The 23,370-nt window shown below is 63.3% G+C and carries 20 protein-coding genes; 10 read left to right on the forward strand and 10 right to left on the reverse strand.

The window, feature by feature from the left end:
- Nucleotides 1-98: 98 nt before the first annotated feature.
- Nucleotides 99-659, forward strand: coding sequence for a potassium channel family protein (locus tag RHP72_RS09730; protein WP_007728612.1), 561 nt, complete (start codon nucleotides 99-101; stop codon nucleotides 657-659).
- A 19-nt stretch (nucleotides 660-678) separates the two neighbouring features.
- On the opposite strand, the gene RHP72_RS09735 is transcribed toward RHP72_RS09730, so the two are convergent.
- Nucleotides 679-2,394 carry a TIGR03767 family metallophosphoesterase gene (locus RHP72_RS09735; RefSeq protein WP_311094608.1) on the reverse strand — a complete coding sequence of 572 codons (1,716 nt, stop codon included), beginning with the start codon at nucleotides 2,392-2,394 and terminating at the stop codon, nucleotides 679-681.
- Nucleotides 2,395-2,627: 233 nt separating this feature from the next.
- Between RHP72_RS09735 and groES the strand changes: the two genes are divergently transcribed.
- Both groES and groL read left to right on the forward strand, forming a co-directional pair.
- The gene (groES, locus tag RHP72_RS09740) at nucleotides 2,628-2,927 is read left to right on the forward strand and encodes a co-chaperone GroES (RefSeq protein WP_003940763.1); all 300 of its coding nucleotides are present in this window, start codon (nucleotides 2,628-2,630) and stop codon (nucleotides 2,925-2,927) included.
- 86 nt (nucleotides 2,928-3,013) lie between these two features.
- Nucleotides 3,014-4,624 carry a chaperonin GroEL gene (gene groL, locus RHP72_RS09745; protein WP_003940715.1) on the forward strand — a complete coding sequence of 537 codons (1,611 nt, stop codon included), beginning with the start codon at nucleotides 3,014-3,016 and terminating at the stop codon, nucleotides 4,622-4,624.
- Between the two features lie 74 nt (nucleotides 4,625-4,698).
- Here the strand turns inward: groL and RHP72_RS09750 are convergent, their stop codons facing one another.
- The 4 genes from RHP72_RS09750 to RHP72_RS09765 all read right to left on the reverse strand — a co-directional run bounded on the left by RHP72_RS09750 (nucleotide 4,699) and on the right by RHP72_RS09765 (nucleotide 7,376).
- Nucleotides 4,699-5,436, reverse strand: a complete 738-nt coding sequence (locus tag RHP72_RS09750) for an anti-sigma factor domain-containing protein (protein WP_007728614.1) — start codon at nucleotides 5,434-5,436, stop codon at nucleotides 4,699-4,701.
- A gap of 1 nt (nucleotide 5,437) precedes the next feature.
- Nucleotides 5,438-6,106 (reverse strand): sigma-70 family RNA polymerase sigma factor, encoded by a 669-nt coding sequence (locus RHP72_RS09755; RefSeq protein WP_007728615.1) that lies wholly within the window; start codon nucleotides 6,104-6,106, stop codon nucleotides 5,438-5,440.
- Between the two features lie 88 nt (nucleotides 6,107-6,194).
- On the reverse strand, nucleotides 6,195-6,860 hold the full coding sequence (locus RHP72_RS09760) for a fasciclin domain-containing protein (RefSeq protein WP_007728616.1): 666 nt from the start codon (nucleotides 6,858-6,860) through the stop codon (nucleotides 6,195-6,197).
- A gap of 219 nt (nucleotides 6,861-7,079) precedes the next feature.
- Nucleotides 7,080-7,376, reverse strand: a complete 297-nt coding sequence (locus RHP72_RS09765; protein WP_003940939.1) for a WhiB family transcriptional regulator — start codon at nucleotides 7,374-7,376, stop codon at nucleotides 7,080-7,082.
- Between the two features lie 768 nt (nucleotides 7,377-8,144).
- Between RHP72_RS09765 and RHP72_RS09770 the strand changes: the two genes are divergently transcribed.
- The 3 genes from RHP72_RS09770 (at nucleotide 8,145) to RHP72_RS09780 (ending at nucleotide 10,519) form a co-directional block, all read left to right on the forward strand.
- Nucleotides 8,145-8,843 (forward strand): hypothetical protein, encoded by a 699-nt coding sequence (locus tag RHP72_RS09770; RefSeq protein ID WP_003940892.1) that lies wholly within the window; start codon nucleotides 8,145-8,147, stop codon nucleotides 8,841-8,843.
- Nucleotides 8,844-9,018: 175 nt separating this feature from the next.
- Nucleotides 9,019-9,597, forward strand: coding sequence for a sigma-70 family RNA polymerase sigma factor (locus RHP72_RS09775; protein ID WP_003940953.1), 579 nt, complete (start codon nucleotides 9,019-9,021; stop codon nucleotides 9,595-9,597).
- Nucleotides 9,581-10,519 (forward strand): anti-sigma-D factor RsdA, encoded by a 939-nt coding sequence (locus RHP72_RS09780; protein WP_228402069.1) that lies wholly within the window; start codon nucleotides 9,581-9,583, stop codon nucleotides 10,517-10,519. Before RHP72_RS09775 ends, RHP72_RS09780 begins: the two co-directional genes overlap by 17 nt.
- An 89-nt stretch (nucleotides 10,520-10,608) precedes the next feature.
- Here the strand turns inward: RHP72_RS09780 and RHP72_RS09785 are convergent, their stop codons facing one another.
- Nucleotides 10,609-11,013: a DUF5319 domain-containing protein gene (locus RHP72_RS09785; protein ID WP_003940777.1), complete on the reverse strand. Its 405-nt coding sequence runs from the start codon at nucleotides 11,011-11,013 to the stop codon at nucleotides 10,609-10,611.
- 243 nt (nucleotides 11,014-11,256) lie between these two features.
- Between RHP72_RS09785 and guaB the strand changes: the two genes are divergently transcribed.
- From guaB to RHP72_RS09800, 3 genes are all read left to right on the forward strand, one after another.
- Nucleotides 11,257-12,780, forward strand: a complete 1,524-nt coding sequence (guaB, locus tag RHP72_RS09790; protein WP_003940903.1) for an IMP dehydrogenase — start codon at nucleotides 11,257-11,259, stop codon at nucleotides 12,778-12,780.
- A gap of 27 nt (nucleotides 12,781-12,807) precedes the next feature.
- Entirely contained in the window at nucleotides 12,808-13,947 is a 1,140-nt protein-coding gene (locus RHP72_RS09795) for a GuaB3 family IMP dehydrogenase-related protein (RefSeq protein ID WP_003940976.1), read from the forward strand.
- A 173-nt stretch (nucleotides 13,948-14,120) separates the two neighbouring features.
- Entirely contained in the window at nucleotides 14,121-15,875 is a 1,755-nt protein-coding gene (locus tag RHP72_RS09800; RefSeq protein WP_003940689.1) for a GMC oxidoreductase, read from the forward strand.
- A gap of 69 nt (nucleotides 15,876-15,944) precedes the next feature.
- On the opposite strand, the gene RHP72_RS09805 is transcribed toward RHP72_RS09800, so the two are convergent.
- Both RHP72_RS09805 and RHP72_RS09810 read right to left on the reverse strand, forming a co-directional pair.
- Nucleotides 15,945-17,714 carry an Ig-like domain-containing protein gene (locus RHP72_RS09805; RefSeq protein WP_311094609.1) on the reverse strand — a complete coding sequence of 590 codons (1,770 nt, stop codon included), beginning with the start codon at nucleotides 17,712-17,714 and terminating at the stop codon, nucleotides 15,945-15,947.
- A 51-nt stretch (nucleotides 17,715-17,765) separates the two neighbouring features.
- The gene (locus tag RHP72_RS09810) at nucleotides 17,766-19,535 is read right to left on the reverse strand and encodes an Ig-like domain-containing protein (RefSeq protein WP_311094610.1); all 1,770 of its coding nucleotides are present in this window, start codon (nucleotides 19,533-19,535) and stop codon (nucleotides 17,766-17,768) included.
- Nucleotides 19,536-19,902: 367 nt separating this feature from the next.
- On the opposite strand from RHP72_RS09810, the gene guaA reads away from it, so the two are divergent.
- A complete protein-coding gene (gene guaA, locus RHP72_RS09815; RefSeq protein ID WP_311094611.1) occupies nucleotides 19,903-21,474 on the forward strand; it encodes a glutamine-hydrolyzing GMP synthase in 1,572 nt (523 codons plus the stop codon).
- A gap of 55 nt (nucleotides 21,475-21,529) precedes the next feature.
- Here guaA and RHP72_RS09820 read toward each other — a convergent pair whose 3' ends face one another.
- Both RHP72_RS09820 and RHP72_RS09825 read right to left on the reverse strand, forming a co-directional pair.
- Complete coding sequence (locus RHP72_RS09820; protein ID WP_311094612.1) at nucleotides 21,530-21,763, reverse strand: hypothetical protein; 234 nt, start codon at nucleotides 21,761-21,763, stop codon at nucleotides 21,530-21,532.
- Nucleotides 21,760-23,145: a PspC domain-containing protein gene (locus tag RHP72_RS09825; RefSeq protein WP_311094613.1), complete on the reverse strand. Its 1,386-nt coding sequence runs from the start codon at nucleotides 23,143-23,145 to the stop codon at nucleotides 21,760-21,762. Before RHP72_RS09825 ends, RHP72_RS09820 begins: the two co-directional genes overlap by 4 nt.
- Between the last annotated feature and the right edge of the window lie 225 nt (nucleotides 23,146-23,370).

Consider the following 23,370-nt stretch of genomic DNA (forward strand, 5'->3'; position numbering starts at 1 on the left):
AGAAGGTTCGTGAGGATTGCTCAGTGCTTTTCGTCTCCGTGACGTCCTTTTCGGACCGAAAGGGTGGTTTTACCTGCGAAATTGTCGATCATTGATTCATGCGGAAAAAAGGCGATTCTCCCCACATCGACCGGGAACGACGACGCGCGCTGATCCGTGGTGCAGTGCTTCGACCCACGCTGACGGTGATCGCCTTCGGATGCGCGTATTTCTTTCTGCCGTGGATCGATGTACATACCGCCAGTGCAATCTTCCTCTTGATCGGTGGAGGCGCCGCGGTACTTGCCGTGACCACCTGGCAGGTGTGGCGAATTCTGCGTTCCGATGTGCCATCTCTGCAGGCGGTCGAAGCTGTGGCGGTGGTGATGCCGACGTACTTGTTGTTGGTGTCCATCACCTATTTTTCGGTCGAGCATGCAAGCCCTGGCAGTTTCACCGAACCGCTGTCGCGTATGGCGGCGCTGTACTTTTCGTTGTCCGTCTTCTCGACAGTCGGATTCGGTGACATCGCCGCGCAGACGGACCTTGCCCGGGGGCTCGTGAGCCTTCAGATCGTCTGCAATCTGGTGTTGATCGGATTCGGCGTTCGATTCGTCGTTGCCGCAGTGTCGTGGGCGAAAGCGCACCGCTCGCCTTCGAGCGGACCTGAAATCACCTAGGACACTGCGGCAATCGGAGTCATCGTCCGGTGTGGACCAACAATTCGACGTTCTGGTCGACGCCGGTACCCGTCAGCTTCGGGTCGCGGTGGATGTCGTTGAACGACAGTTCGCGGTACAGCGAGGCGAGCCCGGCTGCCGACTTGTCGCTGTAGTCGACGGAGTTGGGACTCTCCGCCTCGAAGAGCGTCGCAAGCAACGACACCGTTCCGTCATGGTTGTCCGCGATCTCGATGATGCGTCCGAGTTGCGGGTAGTCGATGTGCGAGGCGGTGTTGATCTCCCAGAAGCCCTGCTCGGGGGTCGCGCCGGGCCACGGGGTGATCTTGTTCTCGTGGGTGTGTCCGTTGACCCAGGCAAGTACGTTCGGGAAACGATGCAGCAAGTCGAGAAGCTGTGAACCGCGCAGGCGTGGCTCGAGGACGTTCTCGGGGTCGGGAATGAGATTGTCCATCGTGTCGCTCGTGTGGTGACTGAACAGCACGAAATACGTGTCACCTCGCGACTCGGTGACGCGAGAGCCCGCGGCGTCGTAGTAGGTGCTGCTGCCGGCGCGCAGGGTGTTCTCGATCCACTGGAACTGAGCGGCGCCCAGCGAACCGTCGACGAGGCCCGCGCGGTTGGTGGAGTCCATGCTGATGCCGACGACGCCCGGTGCGATCTCGAACGAGTAGTAACCGATACCGGTGTCGCCGGCGTCGGGGGCGAAACCGTGTCCGACGGGTCCGGGACCGGTGTGCGCGGGATCAAGATGTGCGGCGATGAACTGTCGCGGTGTGAACGGCGCGCGCGACGGGTCGGGGGTGACCTGGCGCGGCGGCGTCGTGAAGGCGGACAGGATTCCGGGTATCGCACTGGGATCGAACTTGGTGGCGACGTCGATCTGCTTGGCCTGCTCCGGTGAACCAGGCACCTCGAACTTGAGAGATCCCGTGTACATCGCTTCGAGCGGCGGGATGCCGCTGGGCGCCGTGCCGGACACCGAATCGTCGTGGTTGCCGAACACGCAGTACCAAGGGGTGTTCAGGCCGGGGCTCGACACGGGCGTGAAAGCGGCACCGAAGAAATCGGGGATCTCCGGGAATCCGGCCTTCTTGTACATGTCGAGCATCGGTGACTCGGGGTTCCAGTAGAGATCGGCACCCGAGTTCTGTACACCCTCGTAGCGGTCCTTGGCACCGGTGTTGGCGACGACGGTTCCGCCGTTGAGTGAGGTGAGGAACCAGTCGAGTTCGGCGAATTCCTTGTTGTCCGTGTTGTCGCCGGTGGTGACGACGGCATCGAAGGGTCGCGACGTGTGCGGGCCACTGCCGATCGAATTGACCCGGCGGACAAGTGAAATCAGCCCGTGCGCCGTCAGGGTCTCCTGGGGGCGGAACGCCGAGCCGGTGATCTGGTGGACGTACTCGAATCGCATGGGGGACTGGGCGTCGACGATGTGGACGTCGGTCAACTGCACGAGTGAGGCGAGCGCGGTGCGTCGGTCCTCGCGTCCCGACTTCGGCTCGGCCAACTCGCTGCGCACGATGTTCGCCCAACCGGGTCCGGCGGTGAGCTTGGTGTAGCCGCTGCTGCTGACGGGGGTGGACACGGACTCGAGAGTGGTGCCAGGACCTGACGTCGGAATGGTCGACGCGCCTGCATATTGCAGGCCCCACGGCTTGCCAAGGCTGACCGCGCCGACGGCGCCGAGTCCGGCGAAGGTCAGAAAACTACGGCGATTGATGTTCGTCACGAAGTGAACAATAGGTGAACGTGGTGGACGGCTGTCCTGTTTCGCTCTGGACGAAGAGAAAAATGCGCCCAGTCCTTGAGGGTTGGCACTCTCACGTATAGAGTGCCAATTGGCGCTGATCGAGTTCCGGCACCCGCGACGACGGGACTGCAGTGACGCGCCGTAAACGGCATACCCAAACAGCTGTCCGAGGATCGCCTCGGACGCACATACCCCAAAGTGGAGGGCTCATCGTGGCGAGCGTCAACATCAAGCCGCTCGAGGACAAGATCCTCGTCCAGGCCAACGAGGCTGAAACGACGACGGCTTCCGGCCTGGTCATTCCTGACACAGCCAAGGAAAAGCCCCAGGAGGGCACCGTCGTTGCAGTCGGCGAAGGCCGCGTCAACGAGCAGGGCAACCGCATCCCGGTCGACGTCAAGGAGGGTGACACGGTCATCTACTCCAAGTACGGCGGAACCGAGATCAAGTACGCCGGCCAGGAATACCTGATCCTGTCGGCACGCGACGTGCTGGCTGTCGTCTCCAAGTAAGACACACGTGATCCGCCCCGGAGTCCACCCAGGATCCCGGGGCGGAATGCGTTCACGCCCCGAAGATTCAGGAGCTGACAGAACAGATGTCCAAGCAAATTGCGTTCAACGAGACCGCACGCCGCGCTCTCGAAGCCGGAGTCGACAAGCTTGCCGACGCCGTCAAGGTGACCTTGGGCCCGCGTGGACGCCACGTCGTGCTCGCCAAGGCATTCGGCGGCCCCACCGTCACCAACGACGGTGTGAGCATCGCCCGTGAGATCGAGCTCGAAGATCCCTTCGAGAACCTCGGCGCACAGCTCGTCAAGAGCGTCGCCACCAAGACCAACGATGTTGCCGGCGACGGCACCACCACCGCGACCGTTCTGGCCCAGGCCATCGTCCGCGGCGGACTCAAGAACATCGCAGCGGGCGCGAACCCGATGGCTCTCGGCGTCGGCATCAACGCCGCAGCTGACAAGGTCGTCGAGGAACTGCTCGCCGCAGCCACCCCCGTCGAGGGCGAGAAGTCGATCGCTCAGGTCGCCACCGTCTCCTCGCGTGACGAAGAGATCGGCAAGCTCGTCGGCGAGGCACTCACCCGTGTCGGAACCGACGGCGTCGTGACGGTCGAGGAATCCTCCACCGTTGCAACCGAACTCGTTGTCACCGAAGGTGTTCAGTTCGACAAGGGCTACCTCTCGCCCTACTTCGTCACCGACATCGATGCGCAGAAGGCCGTCTACGAAGACGCGCTGATCCTGCTCTTCCGCGAGAAGATCAGCTCACTTCCCGACTTCCTTCCGCTGCTCGAGAAGGTTGCCGAATCCGGCAAGCCGCTCTTGATCATCGCCGAGGACGTCGAGGGTGAAGTTCTCTCCACCCTCGTGGTCAACTCCATCCGCAAGACCATCAAGGCCGTCGCCGTCAAGGCGCCGTTCTTCGGTGATCGTCGCAAGGCATTCCTCGACGACCTCGCAGTCGTCACGGCAGGCACCGTCATCAACACCGACGTCGGCCTCTCGCTCAAGGAAGCCGGCCTCGAGCTGCTCGGCAGCGCTCGCCGCGTTGTCGTCACCAAGGACGAGACGGTCATCGTCGACGGTGCAGGCACCGCTGACGACATCGCGACCCGCGTTGCGCAGCTGCGTCGCGAGATCGAGAACACCGATTCGGATTGGGACCGCGAGAAGCTCGAAGAGCGTCTGGCGAAGCTGTCCGGCGGCGTGGCCGTCATCAAGGTCGGCGCAGCCACCGAAACCGATCTGAAGGAACGCAAGTTCCGCGTCGAGGATGCGGTCAACGCAGCCAAGGCAGCAGTTTCCGAGGGCATCGTCCCCGGTGGCGGATCGGCTCTCGTTCAAGCCGGTACGGCTCTGATCGGGAACCTCGGCTTGACGGGTGACGAGGCCACCGGCGTTGCCGTGGTCCGCGAAGCCCTCAACGCCCCGTTGTTCTGGATCTCCAGCAACGCAGGCATCGACGGTTCCGTCGTTGTCAGCAAGGTCGCCGAGATGACCAAGGGCGAAGGCTTCAACGCTGCCACCCTCACCTACGGCAACCTGCTTGCCGACGGCGTCGTCGACCCGGTCAAGGTCACTCGCTCGGCAGTGGTCAACGCCGCTTCCGTCGCGCGCATGATCCTCACGACCGAGAGCGCCGTCGTCGAGAAGCCGACCGAGGAAGTTGCCGACACCGGACACGGTCACAGCCACTGACTCGCTGCTCGTAGTTTCGACAAAGAAGAGATCCCCCACCGGATTCCGGTGGGGGATCTTTTTTCGTCTGGCGATCAGATGAGCGGGATCGTTGCGAACGGCTCGCTCGTCGGCTGCTGCGATCCGCCGGGCGGTTCGACAGTGAACGCCAACTTCGTATTCGGACCGATGCCGTCGAGCACCACCTGAGTAGTGGGTTTGACGTCACCCGGAGCCATCGTCCCCATCGGGATCATCGTGGTGTCGTCGGTGTCGCCCGGCACCAGCCACATCTGGTAGACGGTATCCGGACTCGGGGGAGTCACATCGTTCATCACGAGGACTGCGGCGTCTTCGGAGGGCGAGAACAGCGTCGTGGCACTACCGCCGCCCGGGATGTCACGCGTCGTGGCATGAACGTCGGGTGCTGCCATGATTTCGGACGCGGCGTTCTGCGGCGGCGTGTTGTCGGACAGCGTGCGTCCGATTCCGATGCCGCCGACCAGGATTGCGACTGCGGCGGCCGCCGCAAGAGCCATGGTCCACGGGCGTCGACGGTTACGACGCTCGGCCAGCGAAACCGGGGCGTTGGGAGCCGCGGTCTGTTCTGCGATCGAGGCGAGGACGCTGCTGCGCAGCGACGGCGGGGGCTCGACGGCGTCGACGACGGTCATCGCGGCCATGGTTTCGGCGGTGAGCCGGACCTGGGCGTCGAATTCGGCGTGGGTCGCGGAGTCCGAAGCGGCAAGTCGTTTGTCGACCTCACGGCGCTCGTCGAGGTCCAACGCATCGATCGCGTAGGCGTACGCGTAGTCGATCAGCTCTTCGTCCATCTCACATCACCCCCAAACATCCACGTAGGCGCAGTAGTCCGTCGCGAATTCGCGACTTGATCGTGGGAATCGCCACGCCGAGATCTTCGGCCACCTCGCGGTACGTTCGGCCGCCGTAATAGGCGAGAGTCACCGATTGGCGCTGAGTGTCCGTCAGCGTTTCGAGACAGTCGGTGACAGCACGATGCTCGTCTCTTCGTGTCACTTCGTCGCTGACGACGTCGAATTCGGGAGTGGCATTGGTGGTGTCGTAGAGAGCCTGTCGATCCGAACTCGACTGTTCGGAGCGCACGCGATCCACTGCGCGCCGGTGTGCAAGTGTCAGGAGCCAGGAAAGCGCGGACCCCTTGGCCGGGTCGAAGCTGTCGGCTGATTTCCAGGCCTGGAGGTAGACCTCTTGGACCGCTTCCTCGGAGAAACCTGGATCACGGAGTACACGAAGAACCATGCCGTACACACGGGAGCTGGTTCGGTCGTAGAACTCGGCGAAGGCGCTCTGGTCGCCACCGGCGACGTTCGCGAGGATCACTGCCAGCTCGCGTGATTCCGCGATTCGCGCGGTGCGGGCCGCAGAATTGTCCGTCGGGCATGCGTCGGCCGCATCCGACGCATGGTCTGGCTCGCTCACGAAGAGTTGTCTCGCTTCATCGCGTACAACCGTAGCGTGCATGTCCGGTTCTTTTCTCTTGGCCCGCCGTTGGCCGCTGTGCGCCTTTATTAACCGCGGGGGGTTGATAAAGGCGCACAGCAGGTGGGGACTACTGCGGCATCAGCACCGAATCGATGAGGTAGACGGTGGCGTTTGCGGTCTTGACTCCACCGCAGACGACAGTTGCGTCGTTGACCTTGATGTTGTCACCGGATCCGGTGACGGTGACCGTTCCGCCCTCGGCGGTGGGGTGAGTTCCGTCGATCGCGTCAGGGGCGATCTGGCCGGGAACCACGTGGTAGGTGAGGATCTTGGTCAGCGTGGCGCTGTCCGTCTTGAGGCTGTCGATCGTGGCGGGGTCGATCTTGGCGAATGCCGAGTCGATCGGTGCGAAGACGGTGAACTCGCCGCCGTTGAGGGTGTCGACCAGGTTGACGTCCGGGTTGAGCTGGCCGGAGACTGCCGCGGTCAAGGTGGTGAGCAACGGATTGTTGGATGCCGCTGTGGCAACCGGATCCTGGGCCATTCCGCTGACCGATCCGGCGCCGCTCGGCACTGCAGCTGCGTAGTCGGCACAACCTGCACCGACCAGATCAGAAGCGGGCTCTGCCATCGCGCTGCTGGGAGACATGCTCGATCCCATGGCAGAAGACGTCATGGCGGCGCTGGACGTGTCGGTCGACGAATCGTTGTCGTCCGAGGAGCAACCGACCACGCCGAAGACGGCGAAAGAGGCTGCTGCGGTGACTGCCAGAACTCGAGTAGAGGTGTTCATGGGTCTGCCTTCCTGAAGGGATGTGCTGAGGTGCACTGTCAGAAGGCATTCGGAGGCGGGCGTCGGTCGGATGGGTCGTGTCGGAAATTCTTTTCGACAGTGTCCCGTCCACACGCATTTTCGACAGTGTCCCGTCCACACGCATTTTCGACGGTGTCCCGTCCACACGCAAAAGCCCCCGAAAACTCTCGGGGGCCTAGTGCGCTCTACCTACGTGTATCAGGAAGCTATGCGGGTGGTGCGACGGTGGCGCGCGTGTAGTTCACGTTCGGTTTCCGACATTCCTCCCCAGATGCCGTACGGCTCGGCGACGGTCAGCGCGTGGCTGCGGCACTGCATCAGGACCGGGCACTGACGGCACATCTCTTTTGCGCGGGTTTCGCGCTGGGCACGTGCTCTACCGCGTTCGCCATCGGGATGGAAGAACATGGAGGAGTCGACTCCGCGGCACAGACCGTGCATCTGCCAGTCCCAGATGTCTGCGTTGGGGCCTGGAAGGTGATTCGGTGCAGGCATGTTGACTCCTTACTGCAAGCTCGCGTTGATCAACGAGCGGACCAAGTTGCCCGGAGGTTATCCGGGCCTTCTGAATCGTTCACGCTTGCTAACCGTAAGGGTGCTGAGTAAATCGCGTCAATAGGCTCGTTCAGTGGCGATCGGCATATATCGAAATGCGAGAGTTAACGAAGTATATATTTACATTTCGGGCCCCTCGTGCGTTGTTCTGCGCCGATGTCGAAATTGGGTCGATCGAGGTGGCGGCCGGCAAGCCTGGCTGCTCGAGATGCGAAACCCACAGATCAGGGATATGTTCGAGGCTGATCGCCCGGCGAAATCACTCGGTCATTCGGCTCGGTTTGCGTCATTTGTCCGATATTGCGTGGGCGGGGTTGCACTCCATTTCGGGACTTAGTGCCCAAGTTTCAACTAGGACATCCGTCCAATAAGTAATGCGCAGTTAACGTCACGGATATATGCCCGTTAAATATCATTACGAGTACATTTGGCAAATCTCAGTTGAATATCTGATTAACTCCGACAAACTTGCCTTTTCGTGTTTCGTGCGACTTTTGGCATCGTTGGTGTGACGCCGGTCGTGCGAATGTCTGCTCGTGCTGCTGCGATGATCAACCTGTGTCGACACCTGCGCGCCCTCAATCACCTGTGCCCAACGAAACAACTGCACTTCCAGGGCCCCTCGAGTCTGCCGCGTTCGGTGCGGATCCGGATCTCGACCGCCTCCCGGCGCCTTGCTCTACCCGAGATTGGTGGACAACGGCAGTAGTGCTGGGTGGTCAGGGCCACTACGCAAGAGCGCGGGCTGCATTGGATGTCCTCGATCGGCTCACGGCCGGGTTCTCGACGCACTCGGATCGAGTTCTTGCCTCTCTGTCTGCCAGCACGAGGGCGTCGTTTCTTCGCCAGAGCGGACGCCATGCACTCGCGTCCACGTGGGACGGGCGCGCACTGGCGATCGTCGGCGGCCTGCCAGGTGATCCAGAGGCTGCCTGTGACGCTCTGACCGGTCTGGCCGCAGACGCCCTCGGCTGTGGCAGGCTCCCGCTCGGCTGGCGCCTGCTGGCGCAATGTCGGGCGCGTCTGGATGCCGAGGGCGGGCTGTGGCGGCAGGAAATTCGGATCGAATGGGTCTCCGCAGAATTGGCGTTGGCGGGAGGCGACTTCGCTCGTGCCCGCAGACACGCAGAACGCGCCGTCGAATTGTCAGCGGAATCGGAGTCTGTGCGGCACCGCGTGAAGTCGGATCTGCTGCGTAGCGCCGCGCTGACCGGAACCGACGCGAGCGCAGCCGTGAAGATGGCAGCAGATGTGTTCGCGCGGTGCCGGCAATACGGCCTGCTGCCCCTGGCCTGGGCGTCGTCTCTGTTGATCGAAGGTGTCAGCGGTGAGAGAACCTCACCGAGTGCCCGGGAGATCGGCGATCTGATTGCGATGCGTGGTGGATCACTCCTACCTTTGTCGTAACCACGCCACCGAAGTCTCCGGAGAACATTCCAGAAGGAGCTGTATCGATATCGCGACTGCTGGGCAGGTATGCGGAGACCAGTCGGTCCGGATGGTTACTCTTAGAGGGTTCCGCTGAGAGCGGGAGCACACCCGCTCGGGAGGTGCCACTGTAACGCCAGGATTTTCGCTGACGATGACAAATACGAGCGATGAGTTGGACACCGCGGTCGCCGCTGCTGCGCAGGGCGACCGTACAGCTCTAGCTTTGGTTCTGGAGAACATCCGACCGATGGTGGTGCGCTACTGCCGCGGTCGAGTGGGTGCGGCCGAGAGAGGACACCTGTCCGCTGACGACGTCGCACAGGAAGTCTGTCTGGCCGTGATGACCGCGCTGCCGCGTTATCAGGACCAGGGACGCCCGTTCATGGCCTTTGTGTACGGAATTGCCGCGCACAAGGTTGCGGACGCACATCGAAGCTCCGCCCGTAACAAGTCGGAGCCCGTTTCCGAAGTACCGGATGTAATAGCACTGGATGATGGTCCCGAACAGCGAGCTCTCGATTCGGAGTCCAGCAGACAGATGCACGAACTTCTCGGCACACTTCCGGAGAAGCATCGAGAAATCTTGATACTTCGCCTGGTGGTCGGGATGTCGGCCGAGGAAACGGCCGTCGCCGTCGGTAGTACCGCCGGAGCTGTACGAGTCGCTCAGCACAGAGCGATCGCGAAACTGAAAAAAGAAGTGACGAAAGCAGGTGAGAGCTTTGGCTAGAGACGAGGGGCATGACGCTTCGAATCTCGGTGATCTCGCCGACGACGGTACGCCAGTGGATTTGGCTGCGGTTCGGCGTGACGATGCGCTGATCGAATCCATTTCGAATGGTGGGCCGGTAGCAACCGATAGCACCGAACAGTACGAACTTGCGTTGATCCTCTCGCAATGGCGTGACGATGTCGTTGCGACTCCGATGCCCGAGGGTCCGTTATTGGACGATGTCATCGCTGCAATCACAGCGACGCCGTCCGGCTTCTCCGATCGTCAGCGTTCACGTTCCCGTTCTCGATTGCGTGTGGTTCGTCCGATCGCCGCCGCTGCAGCTGTTGCAGCAGTGGTCTTCGGTGGCGCGACGGCGATGGCGTACGACGCCCAGCCCGGCGATGCCCTGTGGGGCGTCAAGCAGGTCGTTTTCGCCGACGAGGCCAACTCGACAGTTGCGAAGATCGACACGACTTCCGAGCTGGAAAAGGCCGAGCGGCTGTTGGCTGCCGGAGACATTCCTGCGGCAAAGATGGTGCTGGACAACGCAGCTCACCGTGCCGATGCGGTCAAGGACTCGCAGGACAAGACCGACCTCGTCGAGCGTTGGGGCAAGTTGATGACGCAGGTCCAGGAGACCACGTCACCCGCAGTGCCGCCGTCGACGACCGACCAACAGTCCTCGATTGCCACGTCTCCCACGGCGATTCCGGGGATCTCCGTCAATCCGGCGAACCCTCAGCTGCCTGGGGGTGTGACCACGACGACAACGCCCAATCCTGGAATCATGCAGGCGCCTGGTCCAAGCGCGGCGTCGTCGACACCGTCATCGTCGCCCACGGCAACGACCACGACAACAACGACGACAACCACGACAACGACGCCTCTGGCGCCGGCCTCGTCTCCGTCGGGTGATTCTTCTTCACCCCCGCCCTGATCGCACCGTTCCGATCTGAATTCAAACGAAAGTGGCCGACAAGCAATTGCTTGTCGGCCACTTTCGTATGAGCTTGGGTGAGGTTTCGCTCAGCTGTCGAAACCGTCGCCGTGCATCGCCTCGTTCATCGACGCGTCGGCGTATCCACGGCAGTAGTCCCACGTGACATATGCCTCAGGCATCGGGTCGTAGGCAGGCTCGTGGGGGCGGACGGTTCCGTCCACGAGCAGCTGCAGCAGGTTTGCGCGCAGCATGTCCCAGTCGTGGTAGTGATCCTGTTGGCAGTCCTCGCAGCAGACTACGAGACCGCGGATACCGCGGTGAGCGAGGAGTGCCTCGTAAACAGCGAGGTCAGCGAGATCCTCCTCGACCGCTTGGCGTTCGTGGGGGTCGAGTGGTTGGCCCGGCTCGATGGCATCGAGAGCCGCGGAGGGGTCAGCTGGGTCGCCGGCGAAGGGATCTGGCGGCAGACCGGGGGGCAGTTGATCACGCACAGCACCACGGTACGCAGGTCAGGGGGGTCAGCGCCACTTGTTACGCGTACCCGCAGCGTGGGTGGGATGGTTCGGACCTTTGAGTGAGCCGATACCATGGTGTGCAACGCCGGGAAAAGGTGCCAGGAATTTCTTTCCGTGCAGGCGCCTTCTATCCGATATCCAGCTTTCGTAATCCGTTTCGAGGCGGCTGCTACAGCGGTCGCCCTGGGCGAATCTAGGTCCATGGAGGGTCCTGACCGCATGAGTAGTTCTGCAGGACATGTACACACCGGAGGAGACGACCCCAACAAGGTCGCGATGCTGGGACTGACATACGACGACGTGCTGCTGTTGCCTGCTGCGTCCGACGTCATCCCGAGCCAGGTCGACACGTCCAGTCAACTGACCCGCGACATCCGTCTGCGGATTCCGTTGGTCAGTTCTGCGATGGACACCGTCACCGAGTCGCGCATGGCAATTGCGATGGCACGCGCCGGCGGCATGGGTGTTCTGCACCGCAACTCGTCGGTTGAGGTCCAGGCAGGACAGGTCGAGACGGTCAAGCGTTCCGAGGCCGGCATGGTGACCGATCCCGTCACATGTAAGCCGACCGACACGATGGGTGAGGTCGATGCGAAGTGCGCTCGTTTCCGCATCTCGGGTCTGCCTGTCACCGACGACGCCGGCCAGCTGGTTGGCATCGTCACCAACCGGGACATGCGTTTCGAGGTCGACCAGAACCGCCCGGTCGCGGAGATCATGACCAAGATGCCCCTGATCACCGCTCAGGAAGGCGTCACCGCTGACGTGGCACTGGGTCTTCTTCGTCGGCACAAGATCGAGAAGCTGCCGATCGTCGACGGCAACGGCAAGCTCACCGGTCTGATCACGGTCAAGGACTTCGTCAAGACCGAGCAGCATCCCGACGCCACCAAGGACCGTGACGGTCGACTGCTCGTCGGCGCTGCAGTCGGTGCCGGCGATGACGCCTTCCAGCGCGCGATGGCGCTCACCGATGCCGGTGTGGACGTACTCGTGGTGGACAGTGCGCACGGGCATTCGTCCAATGTTCTCGACATGATCGCCAAGCTCAAGCGTGAACTGGGCGAGCGGGTTCAGATCATCGGTGGCAACGTCGCTACGCGCGCGGGTGCTCTGGCACTGGTCGAAGCCGGCGTCGATGCCGTGAAGGTCGGAGTCGGCCCTGGTTCCATCTGCACCACCCGCGTCATCGCCGGTGTCGGTGCCCCTCAGGTCACGGCCATCCTGGAAGCGGTTGCCGCGTGCAAGCCTCTCGGTGTGCCCGTCATCGCCGACGGTGGACTCCAGTTCTCCGGAGACATCGCGAAGGCTCTTGCCGCAGGTGCGTCGACGGCCATGCTGGGTTCACTCCTGGCCGGTACCGCTGAATCGCCCGGCGAACTGATTCTGGTCGGTGGCAAGCAGTTCAAGAGCTACCGCGGAATGGGTTCGCTCGGCGCGATGCAGTCGCGTGGCGAGGCCAAGTCGTACTCCAAGGATCGGTACTTCCAGGACGACGTGCTGTCCGAGGACAAGTTGGTTCCGGAAGGCATCGAAGGACGTGTTCCGTTCCGTGGCCCGCTCTCGCAGGTGACGCACCAGCTCACCGGTGGTCTGCGCGCTGCCATGGGATACACGGGGTCGGCGACGATCGAGCACCTGCAGAACGCTCAGTTCGTCCAGATCACGGCGGCCGGTTTGAAGGAAAGCCATCCGCACGACATCACGATGACTGTCGAAGCACCCAACTACACCGCTCGTTAGCAACCAGTACACGAGAAAGGGGCGCGCGTGCGCGACCTCGTTGAGATCGGCATGGGTCGAACGGCCCGACGTACCTACGAGTTGGACGATGTGAACATCGTTCCCTCCCGGCGAACTCGTTCGTCGAAGGAGGTGTCGACTGCTTGGCAGCTCGACGCTTACAGGTTCGACATTCCTGTCCTCGCACATCCCACCGACGCGTTGGTCTCGCCGACTTTCGCGATCGAGTTGGGTAAGCGCGGCGGCCTCGGTGTCATCAACGGTGAAGGCCTGTGGGGCCGTCACCCCGATGTCGAGGAGAAGCTCCGGCGTCTCGTCGAGATCGCCGAGAAGGACGGTGGCGTCGACGCGGCCATCCGCTACCTGCAGGAGCTGCATGCGGCTCCGCTGCAGGCCGGTCTTCTGGCAGCTGCGGTGGCGCAGGTCCGTGATTCGGGGGTCACCACTGCCGTTCGCGTCAGCCCGCAGAATGCGCGCGCACTGACGCCGGAGCTGATCAAGGCGGGCATCGACCTCCTGGTCGTCCACGGCACGATCATCTCGGCCGAGCACGTCGTGCACACCGAGCAGGAACCGCTCAACCTCAAGACGTTCATCTCGGAACTCGACGTTCCGGTTGTCGCGGGTGGGGTCAGTGACCACCGCACCGCGCTGCACCTGATGCGTACCGGCGCTGCCGGTGTCATCGTCGGGTACGGGTCTACCGAGGGCGCAACCACCACCGGTGAGGTCCTGGGCATCGGCGTTCCGATGGCCACGGCCATTGCCGATGCTGCAGCAGCCAGGCGCGACTACCTCGACGAGACGGGTGGACGCTACGTCCACGTCATCGCCGACGGTGACATCGCAACTTCGGGTGATCTGGCGAAGGCCATCGCCTGCGGTGCCGACGCTGCCGTTCTGGGCACGCCGCTGGCCGTGTCCGCCGAGGCGCCGGGTGGTGGCTGGTACTGGCCGTCCGCTGCGGCTCATCCTTCGGTTCCGCGTGGAGCACTTCTTCCGGTTTCCTATGGTGAGCGTCCGAGTCTGGACCAGGTTCTGAGCGGCCCTTCGGACGATCCGTACGGTTCGCTGAACTTCGTCGGTGGTCTCCGTCGGTCGATGGCGAAGGCCGGATACTCCGATCTCAAGGAGTTCCAGAAGGTCGGGCTGACAGTCCGCGCGTAGTTTGTACCTTTCTGTGGCCCCGGTTCTTCGTGAACCGGGGCCACAGTTCGTTGTGCAGGACTTTCTTCCGTTCCTGATACTTGCGGTTACGCTTATGGGGCCCCTTGTGGTGGTAGTCACAAGGGATAGGTGCATACTGGCGGGTAACTACGGTTCACGGTGGAGGTGTCCTGATGGGCAAGCAACGGGCAACGGACTACGACGTACTGATCGTCGGATCCGGGTTCGGCGGAAGCGTGAGCGCGCTTCGTCTCGTGGAGAAGGGCTACAAGGTCGGCGTCATCGAAGCCGGCCGACGGTATGCCGACGAAGATTTCGCGAAGACCAGTTGGGATCTCAAGAAGTTCCTCTGGGCTCCGAAGCTGGGGTGCTTCGGCATTCAGCGCGTGCACCTGTTGCGCGACTGCCTCATTCTCGCGGGCGCAGGCGTCGGCGGCGGGTCGTTGAACTACGCCAACACGCTGTACCAGCCGCCGGAGCCGTTCTTCCAGGACAAGCAGTGGGCGCACATCACCGACTGGCGAAGCGAGCTCACCCCGTACTACGAGCAGGCTCAGAAGATGCTCGGCGTCGTGCAGAATCCGCACATGACGCCCGCTGACGAGATCATGAAGTCCGTCGCCGACGACATGGGCGTCGGCGACACGTTCATCCAGACCCCTGTCGGCGTCTACTTCGGTGAGCCGGGCAAGAAAGCGAAGGACCCGTACTTCGGCGGCGTCGGACCCGAGCGCACCGGTTGCATCGAGTGTGGCGAGTGCATGACGGGCTGCCGTCACGGAGCGAAGAACACGCTCCTCAAGAACTATCTGGGCCTTGCCGAGACAGCCGGCGCCGAGATCATTCCGATGACCACCGTGTCCGGGCTTCGTGAGGCTCGCGACGGTTCGTGGGACGTGTTCACCGAGCGAACCGGTGCATTCGGACGAAAGAACCGCCGCACCTACACGGCTGCGAACGTCATTCTCGCGGCCGGAACGTGGGGCACTCAGCATCTGCTCTTCGACATGAAGGACACCGGAGCGCTGCCCAAGCTCTCCGACAAGCTCGGCGAGCTGACTCGAACGAACTCCGAATCCATTGTCGGCGCAGGCAAGTACAAGGTCGATCCCGCACTCGACCTGACCCGCGGAGTGGCGATCACCTCGTCGTTCCACCCGAGCAGCGACACCCACATCGAGCCGGTCCGCTACGGCAAGGGATCGAACGCGATGGGCCTGTTGCAGACCTTGATGACGGACGGCGGCGGCAAGACGCCCCGATGGATCAAGTTCCTCGGTGTGGTTGCGAAGAATCCGTACCAGATGTTGCGCATGTTGACGGTCAAGGACTGGAGTGAGCGCACGATCATCGCGTTGGTCATGCAGAACCTCGACAACTCCATCACCACGTACACGAAGAAGGGCCTGTTCGGTCGACGCAAGGTCACCAGCAAGCAGGGCCACGGTCAGCCGAACCCGACGTGGATCCCGGAGGGCAACGAGGCGACGCGTCGAGTTGCCGAGAAGATCGACGGCGTCGCGGGCGGCACGTGGGGCGAGATCTTCAACGTTCCACTGACGGCGCACTTCCTCGGCGGTTGCGCTATCGCGTCGGATTCCGATCACGGCGTCATCGATCCGTACCACCGCGTGTACGGCTACCCGACGCTCAGCGTCGTCGACGGCGCAGCGGTCTCGGCCAACCTCGGTGTGAATCCATCGCTGACCATTGCCGCTCAGGCCGAGCGCTCGGCCTCGCTGTGGCCGAACAAGGGGGAGACCGACCTGCGTCCCGCCCAGGGCAGCGGCTACGAGCGTTTGGCTCCGATTGCACCCAAGTCGCCTGTGGTGCCGGCGTCGGCTCCGGCCGCGCTGGTCCTGCCGATCGTGAAGATCACCGGCGGCAAGACAGCTACCGCTGTTCCGGCGGAGCCGGCAGCCGGATAGTTCGCCGCGAACGAAGATGGGGCGTGTCGTCGAGGATTCGACGACACGCCCCATCTCTGTTTCAGAGTGTCAGCCTCCTAGCGACCCGAACAGAGTGCCGAGGTCGAGGCTGCCGGTCCCGCCTCCGGTCCCGCCTCCGGGCCCGCCGTCCGTATCGCCGGGGACGGTCAGGGTCTGCGGCGCGGATGCGGAGGCCGTGTAGCCCGAAGCGCCCACGAATTCGGCGGTGACACTGTAGGTCCCGGAGTTGTAGAACGTCGCCGGTACCGTTGCGACACCGTTGACCACGTCGACCGGTCCACCGATGAGGGTGTCACCGACCTTGAACTGGACCTTGCCCGTGGCGCCGGACGGATCGACCGTTGCCTTGAGCGTCACCGGGGTGTTCTTCTGAACAGTTCCGACGGCGTCGAGAATCGTGGTCGTCTCGACGTCAGCCGGAGCCGGCGTCGTCACACTGACCGGGAATGCCGGGGCAGCGGACGGCGCGAATCCTGGTGAGCCCGTGAACTTCGCGACAACCTTGTGCGTTCCGGTCGAGGTGAAGGTGTACGGAGCGACGGCAACTCCGTCGGTTCCGACCGGAGCACTGACCGTTTCGGTGCCGTCGACGATGAAATCGACGGTGCCGCCGGTACCCTGCGGATCGACCTTGGCAGTCAGGTTGACGTCCTGTCCGACCTTCGCGGTCGACGGCGACACCGTGGCGGTAGTGGTCACGGCGTCCGGCGGTGCATCGGTCGTGACGGTCACGATCTTGGCCGACGCCGACGTCGACGCCAGGAACCCAGGGGCTCCGCTGTAGCTCGCGGTGATGGAGTGCGGTCCGTCCTCGGTGAAGGTCGGGGAGATGCTGGCCGACCCTCCGGTTACCGGCACGGCGTCCTCGAGTGGGTTGTCGCCGTCGAAGAACTGGACGGTTCCACCGTTTGCGCCGCCGCTCACGTTGGCTGACAGGGTGACGGGAGTTCCGTTCTTGGCGTTGGCCGGTCCGACGACTGTGGTGGTGGTTGCCTTGTCCGCCTCGATGATCCGCGTCGTGGCGAGGGGGCCTGCGCCGCTGTTGAGCGGACCGTTCTCGGCGTCACGCGGGGTGCATCGCGTGGGTGCCCAGGCGGTGATGACCAGGGTGGCCTTGGGGAGGAACGTGAGGAAGTTGCGATCGTTGTTCCACGCTCCCGCGCTGCCGCCGGTGCGTACCTTCATCGCGACGTCCCCTGAATCGCCGGCCTTGAGAACTGCCTTGACCTGGGGGAGCTGGAACTGCGTGTAGCCGTCGGCATTGTTGGAACCATCGACGTTCTTGCCGGTCGCCTTGACGACGATGCCGCCCTCGGAGTTGATGCTCGAGCTGGGGCTGTTTCCGATGACCTGGTTGTTTCCGGAGAGGCGCAGAATCGTTCCGTTGGGATCGACGTTGCCGTTCTCGTTGACGCGCAGGATGTTCGGCGCTACACCGCTGAGCCCCGCCGAAGTGCCGGGGACGATGGTGGCTTCCACCAGGGTGGCGTTCGCAGGAACGTCGACGTCGACCTTGATGCGGGAGACGTTCTGGACGGTCGCCCCCGAAGCGGAGCCGGGAAAGGCGATGGGGCCGGGTTGGATGGTGACCTCGAAGGTTTCACCGGCGCCGATGGATTCCGGTGCGTCGACGATGACCGAGCCGGACTGTGACTGCGTGGTCGGACCGGCGACAGCGGACGGGGTTGCCAGGCAACTCGTGCCGAAGGTTGTTGTCACGGGGGCCGCTGATGCGGGGATTCCCGCGAGGATGACGACACTGGCGAGTGCCGTGGCGGCGATCGGCGCCGCGATGCGACGTCTGGAGTACACGAACATGGATTCTCCTGAGCTGGGTACGGGAGTGGTGTCCAAAGCTGATGTGGGGGACTAGCTTCCGAAGAGCGGGATGAGGCCGCTGAGCGAACCGGTGTCCACGCTTCCGGTGCCGCCGCCGTCGGTCGGTGCGGTGCCGACCTGCACGACCGTCGGGCCGGAGACGGAGTTCTTCCAACCGGCGTCGCCGACGAAGTTGGCAGTGAGGCCGAACGTTCCCTCGTCGTCGAAGGTGTGCGTGAGTGTCGCGACGCCGTTGACGACGGCAACGGGTGCGCCGATGGGCGTCGTGCCGGACTTGAACTGGATCATTCCGTTTGCTGTTCCGGGTGCGACGGTGGCCTTGAGCTGCAATGCCTTTCCGACCTGAGCCGAGCCGCTGACGGTCAGAGACGTCGTGGTGTCGGCGCGGGCGGGTTCGGGATCGGTGACGTTCACAGTGAACGACGTGGACGTGGAGCCGATGAATCCGGTTCCGCCGGAGAACTCTGCCGTCACGGCTGCAGTGCCCGCTGATGCGAAGGTGTGCGGGAGGATCGCGACGCCGTCACCCGTGCCGACCGGTGCGGTACCGACCTCGGCGCCGTCGACCTTGAACGTCACGGTTCCGCTGCTCGGGATGGGGGAGACGGTGGCCGAGAGGTTGGTCGGTTCACCGACAACAGCGGTGAGTGGTTCGACAACTGTGGTCGTGGTTCCCCAGTCGGGATCGCTGACGTCGAGTTGGGTTGCGGTGGAGACGGAATCGCCGTAACCGGCCTCGCCGGTGAACACTGCGGTGAAGCTGTGGGTGCCCGAAGCGTCGTAGCTGCGGGTCAGGGAAGCCGTCCCGTTGACTACAGCCACCGGTGCGCCGAGGTTGGTCTCGCCGTCTTTGAACTGCACCGTGCCCACGGCGTTTGCCGGTGTGACGACAGCGCTCACGGTGATGCTGTCACCTACCAGCGCGGCGTTCGGGGCCGAGATCGTGGTGGTGGTGTCCGCGGAGACGTCGACGGTCTGGACTCCGGAGGTCGAGCTGTGGAATCCCGGACCGGCGTTGTACGCGGCGGTGATGTCGTGGGCGCCGACGCTGTCGAAAGTGTGGGAGAGGGTGGCGCTACCGACCGAAACCGGGACCGGTGAGCCGATGTCGTTGCCGCCGTCCTTGAACTGGACGGTGCCGCTCGCGTCGGACGGCGCAACTGTCGCGGTCAGGTCGACCGGCGTGCCGACCTTCGCCGTTGCCGGTGCAACCAGTGTGGTTCCGGTGGCGACAGACGGGTCGACTACCTGGACGTTGACGTTGATCGGGTTGAGGCCCTGCTGTGTGCTGAAGGCGTTGACGTCGAAGAGCATGCCGCTGTCGTACGTCCCGAATGCTGTGCCGACGGGGACCGTGTAGGTCGCTTCCAGTGTGACGGGTTGGTTCTTCTTGACGACGAATCCACCGACCAGGAAGGTGCAGCCGCTCGAGCACTTCGCGGAGACTCCGCCGTCTGATTCGTTGCTGATCGTGGCCCGGTTGGTCACACCCAGGTAGGTGGCCTTGGCGCTGCCCGGCACGAGGACGAATCCTGCGGGCGGGATGTCACGGATCTTTGCGATCGACCGTTCGATGCCGCTTTCGTTGTGCTTGATCTCGGTCTTGTACGTGACGGTGTCGCCTGGGTGAACTGCCGCGTTCCCGATGACACTCTTCGTGAAGATCAGGTTGTCGGTCGTGCCGGTGAAAGTGGTCGGCGGGGCTTCGTCAGCAGTGGCCGGCGTGCCGAGGACTAGAAGTCCGGCGGCAGCCGTCACAGCTGCGACAGGTATGGCGAGTCGTCGTATGAATCGACGCACAGGTCCTCCTCGAGGTGAGCGCCGTTCGGCGGCGCCGGCCGTTTGCGATCGTGATCCTGATCACTTGACGGGCGAGATTACCTTTACTGGACGTTTGGTTCAGGCGAATCGGTCAAACGTCCAGAAAATTCATCCTTCGTCCATTTCGGGCTCTGGCCTGCAATGATGCTGCCGAATTGATTGCCGAAGCTAAGGTGCGGGTGATTGGGGCGCCGTTGACCTGGACAGTGGTCTAGATCCGCGTGAGGTCGCCGCGCAGTTCTGAGGGGCGGCCTTTGTAGTGACGTACCTCGCGCTCGCTCGGCCGAGTAGCGGGCTGAGTCCATGCATGCGCAGAAGCGCTGGCTGCGGCGATTAGACTGCACCTGTGGCAGATATCGAGCAGCAGAGACCAGTTCTTGTCGTCGACTTCGGGGCGCAGTACGCGCAGTTGATCGCACGGCGAGTTCGCGAAGCCAAGGTCTACTCGGAGGTGATTCCGCACACCACGACCGTCGAGGAGATCGTGGCCAAGAACCCCTTGGCTGTTGTGCTCTCGGGTGGGCCCTCGAGTGTCTACGCAGACGGTGCTCCCAAGCTTGATCCCGCACTGTTCGATCACGACATTCCGGTTTTCGGAATCTGCTACGGATTCCAGGCAATGGCAGGCGCCCTGGGCGGCACCGTCGCCGAGACCGGTACCCGCGAATACGGCCGTACCGACATCGCGGTATCCGGCGGATTGCTCCACGACGGTCTTCCCTCGACGCAGCCGGTATGGATGAGCCACGGTGACGCCGTCACCGAAGCGCCTTCCGGCTTCGAGGTGACCGCGACGAGCGACGGTGCTCCCGTCGCGGCGTTCGAGGACCGCGCCCGCAAGCTCGCCGGTGTGCAGTACCACCCTGAGGTTCTGCATTCCCCGCACGGTCAGCAGGTCCTGAGCCGCTTCCTGCACGAGATTGCCGGTATTCCGGCAGCGTGGACGGCGTCGAACATCGCCGATGCGCTGATCGAGCAGGTTCGCGAGCAGGTCGGAGACGGACACGCCATCTGCGGTCTGTCCGGTGGCGTCGACTCCGCTGTCGCTGCGGCTTTGGTTCAGCGCGCAATCGGCGACCGATTGACATGCGTCTTCGTCGATCACGGTTTGATGCGAGCCGGTGAGCGCACGCAGGTCGAGCAGGATTTTGTCGCGGCAACCGGCGCTCGTCTGATCACCGTGGATGCCGCGGACACCTTCATCGGTGAGCTGGCAGGCGTCACCGATCCCGAGACCAAGCGCAAGATCATCGGCCGCGAGTTCATCCGCAGCTTCGAAGGCGCAGTCAGTGATGTTCTGGGCGAGAACGCATCTCATGGTGCGACCGTCGACTTCCTCGTCCAGGGCACGCTCTACCCGGACGTCGTGGAGTCGGGCGGCGGCACGGGAACTGCAAACATCAAGAGCCACCACAATGTCGGCGGGCTGCCGGAAGACCTGCAGTTCAAGTTGGTTGAACCGTTGCGTCTGCTGTTCAAGGACGAGGTCCGTGCAGTGGGCCGCGAACTCGGCCTGCCCGAAGAGATCGTCGGACGCCAGCCGTTCCCCGGTCCCGGACTCGGTATCCGCATCATCGGTGAGGTCACCCGCGATCGCCTCGAGATCCTGCGTCAGGCAGATTCCATTGCGCGCGAAGAGCTTACGTCTGCAGGCTTGGACGGAACCATCTGGCAGTGCCCGGTCGTTCTCCTCGCCGACGTCCGAAGCGTGGGCGTGCAGGGTGACGGCCGGACGTACGGTCATCCGATCGTGCTGCGTCCGGTCTCGAGTGAAGACGCGATGACCGCGGACTGGACGCGTCTGCCGTACGAGACCCTCGAGCGCATCTCGACTCGAATCACCAACGAGGTTGTGGACGTGAACCGCGTAGTCCTCGACGTGACGAGCAAGCCGCCGGGAACTATCGAGTGGGAGTAAAAACAACTGTGCGCCTTTATTAACCCCCCGCGGTTAATAAAGGCGCACAGCAGTTTTACTTCCGGTTGCGCCGATTCGGCAGAATCACCAGCAGTAGTCCTGCCACGACGGCGGCACCGACGAACAGCCAACGGAATTGAATGTTCGCTGCCGGCGCCAGAGAGAACGGCCCGACCAACGCCCACATGCTGACCAGTAGTGCGGCCAGTCCGGCGATCAGCAGAAGTGCCGAGGGGCGCTTGGATTCTCGGGTCTCGTCGTGCTCTGTGGTCTCGTCGTAGTCGCTCATGATTGCGTCACCTTCAGACTGCCGAACGTGGCTTTGGCGTTGATGGTCAGTGTGGGCGAATCCGGTGTCGCCTCGCGGCCCGGGTGTATTCCGCCGTCGAGGCAACCGGATCCGTCACCCATGACGACGGTGCAGCTGTTCTTGACGTTGACGGTTGGTGGCACCATGACGACGAACTCACCGAACGACGCCGCGACGTCGATGGTCTTGTCCTCGGTGAACTTGACCCCGTTGAGGTCGAGAGTGAAGCTTCCGAAGGCTCCCGAGTACGACGGCTCCAACTCGGAAGCGGTTGCCGGAGTCCATCTTTGCTCACCCGAGGCGTCGAAATCGATCGGGTAGACCAACGAGGCGAGAAGCACGAAACCCACGAGCGGTCCGGTGACGACCAGCAGGCCGTACCCCTTGCGGAAGAATGCCCCGAGGATCAGGCCGAGCGCGATGACGGCGAGTCCGACAGCACCGACTCGGCCGGGAGTGAACCACTCGTTGCCGGTTGCCGCGCCCGCTGCCCCGGTGACGGCGGCGACGATGATCGCGAGTCCGAGCACTGTCAGCGTCCATCGCGAGCGACGCTTACGTGGTGGCAAAGGCAGCAGCGGCGTGGCTTTGACTGCCGGGTCCGGGAGATCCCAGGCGAACGGAGCGACGCCGAGCGGATCCCAGGAGGGCGGTGTGATGGCGGCCTCGCCGATCACCTCGGTCGGATTGGCGGCGGCTGAAGCGCTCGGGTCCTTCGACAGGTTGATCGTCGGATGATCGGCCTGAGATTGCGGTGACTGTTCGGCCGGCCGTTCCTCGGGCACGTAGCTGTCGGGGAGTTTTGTGTACGGCGTGTACACGGGCGGCTGATTGGGTGCGAAGTATCCGGGAGTGAACGGCCCGGGCGTGAATCCCGTGCCTGGATACGCGGTACCCGCGCCGACGTACGGTGACGTGCTCTGTGGCAGTGCAGGCGGGACCGGCGCTCGTTGGTAGAGCAGCCACAGGCCTCCGACCATCAGAATCAGCCCGATCAGACCGGAACCACCCAGGCCGACGCCGACAGGCCCGACGGTCGTAGCCGCGATGGCGAGAGCCACCAACAAGACGATGGTCTTGGTACTGGAATCGGAGCTGTGTCCGCGGCCCATCAACGACTGTGCGTGGGACGATCCGTCACCGGCGCGGGCGAGCACCAACCACCCGGCGAGGTAGAGAAGGATGCCTGAACCGCCGAAAATAGTGGAGGCCACAAACGCGACACGTACCAGAATGGGGTCGATGCCGTACCGGTATCCGATTCCGGCGCATACCCCGGCCACGTGACCTTGTGCCGGCAGACGCACGGGGCGGGTCCGCCACAGATCCTGGATCTGTTCTTGGAAAGTCGGATTGTTCATGAATCAATCCTGGCTTCCGGGGCGGCCTCCGCGCATCAGGGCCAACCCTGATCTTTGTGACGATCGGGGCCAGGGGCGCCGCCCTGATTCAGGGTTGGACCCTGATGTGACTGCGAGTGGTTCGTGCCAGTATCGACTATGTGCAATATCTGTCAGATCCGCCGTTCGTGAGCGGTCCCGCTCCCGGGTTCAAGGGAGGCCCGCCCGTCAACGGGGTACCGGTGC

This window comes from Rhodococcus sp. SG20037, assembly GCF_031763325.1.
In the GTDB taxonomy this organism is placed as follows: Bacteria; Actinomycetota; Actinomycetes; order Mycobacteriales; family Mycobacteriaceae; genus Rhodococcus_F; species Rhodococcus_F qingshengii.

Bases quoted from the DNA above. Each gene is read 5' to 3' on its own strand.
- RHP72_RS09765 (WP_003940939.1), bottom strand. From the start codon at position 7,376: ATGCCTGCACCGAATCACCTTCCAGGCCCCAACGCAGACATCTGGGAC.
- RHP72_RS09760 (WP_007728616.1), bottom strand. From the start codon at position 6,860: ATGAACACCTCTACTCGAGTTCTGGCAGTCACCGCAGCAGCCTCTTTC.
- groL (WP_003940715.1), top strand. From the start codon at position 3,014: ATGTCCAAGCAAATTGCGTTCAACGAGACCGCACGCCGCGCTCTCGAA.
- RHP72_RS09820 (WP_311094612.1), bottom strand. From the start codon at position 21,763: ATGAGCGACTACGACGAGACCACAGAGCACGACGAGACCCGAGAATCC.
- RHP72_RS09800 (WP_003940689.1), top strand. From the start codon at position 14,121: ATGGGCAAGCAACGGGCAACGGACTACGACGTACTGATCGTCGGATCC.
- RHP72_RS09805 (WP_311094609.1), bottom strand. From the start codon at position 17,714: ATGTTCGTGTACTCCAGACGTCGCATCGCGGCGCCGATCGCCGCCACG.
- RHP72_RS09755 (WP_007728615.1), bottom strand. From the start codon at position 6,106: ATGCACGCTACGGTTGTACGCGATGAAGCGAGACAACTCTTCGTGAGC.
- RHP72_RS09730 (WP_007728612.1), top strand. From the start codon at position 99: ATGCGGAAAAAAGGCGATTCTCCCCACATCGACCGGGAACGACGACGC.
- guaB (WP_003940903.1), top strand. From the start codon at position 11,257: ATGAGTAGTTCTGCAGGACATGTACACACCGGAGGAGACGACCCCAAC.
- RHP72_RS09775 (WP_003940953.1), top strand. From the start codon at position 9,019: ATGACAAATACGAGCGATGAGTTGGACACCGCGGTCGCCGCTGCTGCG.
- RHP72_RS09750 (WP_007728614.1), bottom strand. From the start codon at position 5,436: ATGGACGAAGAGCTGATCGACTACGCGTACGCCTACGCGATCGATGCG.
- RHP72_RS09825 (WP_311094613.1), bottom strand. From the start codon at position 23,145: ATGAACAATCCGACTTTCCAAGAACAGATCCAGGATCTGTGGCGGACC.